The sequence below is a fragment of the Chitinibacter sp. ZOR0017 genome (assembly GCF_000799095.1).
Taxonomy (GTDB): Bacteria; Pseudomonadota; Gammaproteobacteria; order Burkholderiales; family Chitinibacteraceae; genus Chitinibacter; species Chitinibacter tainanensis.
Window position 1 is genome coordinate 107,960 of record NZ_JTLG01000029.1, and the last position, 7,258, is coordinate 115,217.

Consider the following 7,258-nt stretch of genomic DNA (forward strand, 5'->3'; position numbering starts at 1 on the left):
GTGGTTGAAGCACACGAGTGGCCGCTTAGGCCGAATAGCTCTGGCGCAAATCAAAAATGATGAAGGCCGCAACCCGATGGTTTGCGGCCTTTCGTTTTCAAGGGTTGGCATCGACAACTCGGCCTTAGCGGACAAATACACTCCATTTAGAACAGCCATAGTGAGGCGCCACATCTTGCAGTCAATTTGTGGTTAAGTATGCAACAGTAAAACAAATGATCAGTCCCATAATTGACCCTAGTTCAGGTCAAGGCGTAAGATCCAACTAATTATTTTTCTGCCTTATAGGTATTCTTTTGCCTCATTGATTAGCTACTCGTTCAGCTGACCCCATTTACTCCAGCCACTGTGGAGTTTGTGCTCGGCTGCTCAATTCCTGCCTTATCTTTCAAGCTATTTGAAGATAAAGGCATGGTGTTAGCTATCAATTTAGGAATACCTCTTCATGCTTTTTGTTGAGTATTGGCTACGGCGTCCATCGCTGACGTGCCTACATCCACATCTATCTATCCTACGTCAAAGTGATCTCTCAAATAGCTCTGCTGGCCTTCAGCTTTGCTTGCTATTCAATAAAGCACACCTAGTGCTTAGCTTCGCCTGCTACGTACTAGGTGTTGGCAGAGCTGCAATACCTTTTTCGGTAGCGCTTTCATTTCTTGCCAAATTGAGTGGTCCCCCAGGTTGTTGGTTATGCGCTTAAGTCAAGCGCTGAGATTCAAGCCTTAACGGCTAATTCCTATCCGCTTTCTTGTATTTGCAAGGGGGCATTTGAATCTAATTCACCAATCTGGGTGTCATGTATGTCTATTATTTCTACCACCAATTTGGGTGTGTCTTTTGCTGCGCGTAAACTATTTTCTGGCGTGAATGTAGCCATCCATTCGGGGGACCGAATTGGTTTGATCGGCCAAAACGGAACAGGGAAAACATCGCTGATCAACGCCTTACTTGGGCAGCTCGAGCCCACTTTCGGTGCAGTCAATAAATCGGGGACTGCCAATATCGCTGTCTTGTCACAAGAGTTGCTTGGTGGACTCGCCTCGCAGTTCGATGGCACTTGCTCGCTTTATGATGCAATGATCGAGCTATTTGCAGTGCTACGTGGGCAGGAAGAAATCTTGCGAGCCATGGAAGAGCGGCTAGCCACTGCAACTGAGCCGGAGCTTGAAGAGTACGGTCGATTACTCGCCACATTTGAAAGAGATGGCGGCTACGATTATCTGAATCGGACGGAAAGAACGCTATCAGGACTGGGTTTCGCTCACGAGGATTGGTCTCGCCCGGTATCTACATTTTCGGGTGGTGAGAAAACTCGCATGCGCTTGGCGCAATTGTTGTTGTCGCAAGCAGATTTACTCATTCTGGATGAGCCAACAAACCATTTGGATGTTCAGGCGATTGAATGGCTTGAAGGAGAGTTACGACTCTATAAAAAAGCATTGTTAGTGGTAAGCCATGACCGCCGCTTTTTGGATACGGTTGTGACGACAATCTGGGAGCTGTCTGAGCATGGCGTGGAGGTCTATCCAGGTAGCTATTCCATCTATCTCAAGCTTCGAGATCAACGTAGAGCGGCATATTTGAAATTATTTACTGAGTCAAAGCAGCGGTTACTTCAAAGTACAGATTTCATTGCCAAAAACATTGCACGCGCCAGTACAGCTAGCCAGGCCAATGGATTGTTGAAGCGTGTATTTACCGATCTGCTTATCATTGAAAAGTTGGGTGTTGAGCAGCTGAACTCCAATAAGGGGCTATTGGAAATGGAGTTCGAGCGGGTGCGTACACCGGCTTGCAGCGAAGTAATCCGGCGAGTTCATGCTCTTGCGCCAGAAAAACGTCGCTTGAGTCGGCCGAAGTTTGTGCTTGCACCTTCTACGCCAGTTAAACGGGTGTTGATCCAAGGTGAAAACCTAGTCGTCGGCTTTAAGGATCACGAGCTGTTTATATGCGAACACTTTACGGTGCAACGTGGTGAACGCCTAGCGATAAGCGGCCCTAATGGATCAGGTAAAAGTACTTTACTCAAGATTCTGCTGGGCAATCAGAATGTACTCGAGGGCACTCTAAACGTAGATGAGTCAGTCAAAGTGGCTTATTTTAGCCAAACTCGCAATTCAGTTGATCCTGCGCTTCGGGTTATCCAAACTTTGACTGAGAAGCGAGGTATGAATGAGCAAGACGCGCGCAATTTATTGGCCAAATGGCTGTTTCCTGCCGAGAGCGCGTTCAAACGTGTTTCGCAACTCTCTGGCGGTGAGCGGACGAGGCTTGAGTTATCGCTGTTAGCTGCAGATGGGATGAATCTACTGATACTGGATGAGCCTACTAATCATTTAGACATTGAATCACGCGAGGCATTGCAAGAGGCCGTGCAGAGTTGGGACGGCACGGTGCTTTTTGTATCGCATGACCGATGGTTTCGCGATATGGTTGCAACCCGTGTTCTCACCATTCGTGATGGGGTCTTATGCTAAAGAATAAAGTACCGTAGTTCTCTCTAATTTGGCCATCGACAAAGAGGATTTGACTGTCGGTTTGGTCCGAACAGCTTAGTTAGCAACCTGAAATAATTAAGGCCGCAACCTGATGGATTGCGGCCTTTCATTTTCTCTACTTCGGAATCCCAAAGCGGACTTTCATGTTCGAACCATCAAGGTCTATTTGCAGTTGCATTGCAGACGCTAACGTTTAAGTTCAGCGGATTACCAGCAGCGCAGCTGATGGGAAGTCCGCTGCAACGCAAGGTTAGACAAAAATCTTATTTACTTTGCGAATGACTAAATGAAGCCAGGGCAGATCTGCCCGTCGGACTGTTCCGGTCAACTAAATCCTGTACGGAGTTTGTTTTTTCGATTAGATCCAAGCCATACTGAGAGAACGTCCTCTCATGGTATACGTTTATTGACAGAAGTGGATTCGTGTATATCTGAGTAAAGGCATCGTAGGCGACCATGGCATTCATCAAGGGCCCAAACAAACTATCTGAATCACGTTTCTCGGCAAACAATCCAGTAATGAATTCAAGATTATCAACATGGCCGTACAACTTCGATAATTGTTCAGCAATGTTAGCGTCCCCTGTTAGTTCGCGAAAGCTTGAGTATGGTTTAAACCCAAAATGCTCCCTATATTTGTTGAAACTGTCCAAGCGGAAATCACGCCCCATTTTAATGGTGTTGTATTCTGCCATCGCCATAAATGTAGGTACATTACGCAACCCGATAATGCCTGCCGCGTTCTTGCTGGCAGCATCAATAATAGCGTTGAGGCCAACGCTCTCAAGTAAAGAATTATTGAAGCGATACTCCTTTTCACCATAGCTCTTGCCTTCAATGCGGATGCTGTCCGGAATAAGACCGTGCCATCTATATAGCATGTCAAACTCTATGGAAATCCATGGCCAGCGGTACCATGATTTGCTTTCGGCGAATTTGGTATCGAACTCAAATATATCAGAACCTGATATATGGTTGATATAGTCGACCACTACGAGTTTCATTAAAATTACCGTATTTATCATACGTGCCGTTTGAAATAGTCGCTCATCGTCCCAGCTCGGGTTTTCTTTGGCAAGGTTCTCACATATGCGGTTATGCTCTCTCATGAACAATGTACTGATAGCCACATAACCAACCGATGAATTTCCTCTCTCCAAGCCGGTTGCATACAATGACGGCCAGCGACTTTTGTCCCAAACACTAATGATTCCATAAATGCTGTTGTCCGCCACATAGGGTAAATTTTTATAGTGAGTCTTTACTTTCCAATTTCCGTCGTTACCGATCTCACCTAGATAGTCTAGAAACTCCTCTCCATTGATAACTTGACTTCGAAGCTTCCCGTCTTTTTTGCTACGTAAAATTCCTGCAGTATGCTCGGTTAGCCCGTAAATTTGGCATAAGTCGATATTATGATTAGAAGTATTCATGCGCCGATCAATGGGATGAACACGCAGAACACTGTCTGTAAACCATTGCGCAAAGAACATGAAGAGCGTTGACGAGCGACTTGTATGCATTTCTCCTTGTCGCATGAACAAGTTTGTAATTGCACCGAATTCAGTTCCGATTGGTTTATTATCGACCGGAAGCTTTTTGATAAAGTCGAGACTGGCCGGCGGAAGGTGCCTAGATGAATAATTTCGGTCGGTGAGCATTGGCCAACTAGTGTACTCACCTGGTGGCCCTTGATCAGTAGCCTGCATAGGGATATGTGACCAAAGCCCAAACGCAAGTGGTCGAGGTACCGTAGCGTTACACAGTTTATTGGTGGCATAACGGTTTATCGATTTCTCAAGACCTGGAATTTTTTTCAAAACTTTGGCTATAGAAATTAACGACATGTGTTCACTCCAAAACTTGTCAATTGCGAATATTCGCGTTCTCGTCGTCTAACGTTCGCCATAACCGGCAGTTTGAAGCGGCGCGACGAAGGAGCGCCGCTTCAAACTTTCCGAGTTGATGGCGTTGTTATACACATTTTCCCGTTTTACTCGCCACCTTCTTGAAGAGCGTCCAATATTTTTTTTGTCGTGTTTTAAAATCCAGACTTTGCGGTGCTGAAAACAAAACCGGTTGGCTGGGCTTCCCGCCCGACTGAGGCAACTACTCTGGGAGCATAAAAAATATTTGATTACCGACAGTTTGTATCTGATCTTTTTTGAAATAACCGACGTACTTCAATAGCTCGATCTTTTCCTTATCCAATCCGCTCAGAAGAGCTGGTAAGCTCTGAAGTTTTACCGTAATTACATTCGATCTATTTCCTTCTACCGTTGAGCCAATCTCTGCCCTCAGATTTGCACTAGCACCTGTTTCTGCTGTCGATTTCGTTGATGTTGTATTACTCCCGGTATTTTCTGACGCGGAGGAGGAGCCGCTCTTCCCGGATTCAATATTTGATGACGAAGATTTGTTTCCACCTGTTTCGGCAGACGAGCCAGATGTGGATGACGATGAGCTCTCTGTGCTGTTACCCGACGTGTCTTTTGTGCCAGTGGAAGCTGATGATTCATTTGTCGTAGTAGCTTTTGATGTGGTGCCAGCACTGGCTTCTAATTTTCTGGTGTCTGTCGCTTTACTGCTGATATTGAATGTCACTTGAATCTCGCTTGTGGCGATGCCCAGCATCTTGTCGCCCTTAGCTTCCTCTAGGGCTCTCATCGACGCACCAACAGATCTAAACGCTTCTTCCAGTGTGATTGCTTTTTGCGGATCACCTGTTACTTTTTCAGCATTTTGAAAAAGTGCGCATCCAGACAAATAAATGGTCAGAACGATCACGATTGCTGATTTCATAGCTCCCTCCAGTTGGGTTTGTGCATAACGTAAAGGTAACCGGCGCGGCAAGGCAGCCAGGCCGTGGCGTGACCGGTTGACCGACAAGTTAGATTTCACCCAGCGGATTTACAGCGGAATTCGGACGCTGCTGAGCCACTGACCTACCAAAGCGTACGCATCTGATCGTCTATCGAGCGAGGGAACTTCAACTTGGACTTAGGTAAATTTTATAGATTTGTATCACGAAATTACTTTCATAAAATGAAATTTTTTTGATGAAATTTCATTGAAAATCTTACATCCACAACAAAGCAAATTTCAATCAAGGGTTTTTATCGATGCAGTGCCCCAGTAATCCCTGTGGTGGCACGCAGAATTTGGCCACCGACAAAGATCTATAACTGTCCGCTTAGGCCGATGAACTGCCGCTGCCGCTACATCAAAAACAGCAGACTGCTATCGACCATAGCGGACGCCTGACTATGAAATTAGGGGCTTGAGCATTCTTTTTAAGTGTAATTATTGCTGAGTTATCTACAAGAAATCGCTTACAAGAGGCCAGCCCGGATTGATTGAATAAGTGTTTTCCCGTATATTTGCAGCCCTTGATTTAACTTTCTTATCTTGTCATGTATTTTTCTGTGATTAGTGAGCTTCTTGACAAGTATCGTCATTTTTTTCGTGTCGTCTGGGCTGCTCGCCATGAGCTTGATGTGAAACCGCGCAGCGCTGATGAATTGGCTTTTCTGCCTGCTGCGCTCGAATTGCAAGAATCCCCACCTCATCCCGCCGCCCGTGTCACCGTCTGGGCTTTGCTGGGGTTTATCACTCTGGCCATTTTGTGGGCGTGTTTTAGCAAGATTGATGTCGTTGCCGTTGCCCCCGGTAAATTGATTGTTTCCGACCAAAGCAAAACCATCCAGTCACTTGATCCTGGTGTTGTTAAAGCCATTCATGTCCGTGATGGACAGGCGGTGCGTGCCGGACAATTGCTGATTGAGCTGGACAACACGGTCTCAGGTGCCGAGAGCCTGAAAAATCACGATGCCTGGCTGGATGCGCGGCTTGATATATTGCGTGCTACCGGTTTGATTAATGCACTGCAGCGAAATCAAACGCCAGTCTTGGGTGATGATGCTAGTCTCAGCCACCTCCCCAATATCAGCCTACGGCGCAGCGCCACTCAGCAAGAAATGCTCAGCAGCTGGCAAGAGCTGCAAGCCAAGCTGGCTACGGTAACTGCTGATACCGCCCGCAAGCAGGCCGAGCGTAACGGCGTGCAGGATCAGGTCAAAAAACTGGAACAAACGCTGCCCATCATGCGCCAGCGCGAAAGCGACTATCAAGACTTGGTTACCAAAAATTTCATGTCCAAACACGGCCTGCTCGACAAGCAACAAGCCCGCATCGAGACCGAACAAGACCTCGCCAGCCAGCGCAACAAACTGCTGGAGCTCAACGCCAGTATCAGCGCCAATCATCAGCAAGCTGCCGCCATTAAAGCGGAATACATGCGGGCGCAAAATGAAATGCTGGCGCAAGCCAGTGAGCGCGCCGCCGCACTGGGTCAGGACGTCGTCAAAGCCGATCAACTGCAAAAACAAACCCGTTTGACCTCGCCGGTTGATGGCGTCGTGCAACAGCTCGCAATCCATACCGTTGGCGGCGTCGTCACCCCCGCGCAAGCACTGATGGTGATCGTGCCACAAGGTCAACAACTCGAAGCGCAGGCCATTCTGGAAAACAAGGACATCGGCTTTATCAATGCAGGGCAAGCAGCCGCAGTCAAAATCGAAACCTTCAATTACACCAAGTATGGATTTATCGACGGGCAAGTCAGCAACGTTAGCCTTGATGCCATTCCCGATGAAAAGCTCGGATTGGTTTATCAAGCCAAGGTCAAACTCAAGCAAAGCAAAATGAATATTGAGGGTAAATGGGTCTCGCTCGCACCGGGCATGGCAGTTAGCGTGGAA

At 47.0% G+C, this 7,258-nt stretch carries 5 protein-coding genes; 3 read left to right on the plus strand and 2 right to left on the minus strand.

The window, feature by feature from the left end; translation table 11 throughout:
- Positions 1 to 196, plus strand: a 196-nt coding sequence (locus L991_RS17760) for a hypothetical protein (protein ID WP_231550533.1), incomplete at its 5' end; no start/stop codon positions are given.
- Positions 197 to 800: 604 nt separating this feature from the next.
- Complete coding sequence (gene abc-f, locus L991_RS10540; protein WP_047395056.1) at positions 801 to 2,477, plus strand: ribosomal protection-like ABC-F family protein; 1,677 nt, start codon at positions 801 to 803, stop codon at positions 2,475 to 2,477.
- A 284-nt stretch (positions 2,478 to 2,761) separates the two neighbouring features.
- Here abc-f and L991_RS10545 read toward each other — a convergent pair whose 3' ends face one another.
- Together L991_RS10545 and L991_RS17305 are read right to left on the minus strand one after the other, a co-directional pair.
- Positions 2,762 to 4,345 (minus strand): peroxidase family protein, encoded by a 1,584-nt coding sequence (locus L991_RS10545; protein WP_047395059.1) that lies wholly within the window; start codon positions 4,343 to 4,345, stop codon positions 2,762 to 2,764.
- Positions 4,346 to 4,607: 262 nt separating this feature from the next.
- Complete coding sequence (locus L991_RS17305) at positions 4,608 to 5,300, minus strand: hypothetical protein (RefSeq protein ID WP_156129048.1); 693 nt, start codon at positions 5,298 to 5,300, stop codon at positions 4,608 to 4,610.
- 695 nt (positions 5,301 to 5,995) lie between these two features.
- Here L991_RS17305 and L991_RS10550 point away from each other — a divergent pair.
- Positions 5,996 to 7,258 (plus strand): HlyD family type I secretion periplasmic adaptor subunit (locus L991_RS10550; protein WP_197053867.1); only part of this gene is annotated, 1,263 nt, incomplete at its 3' end.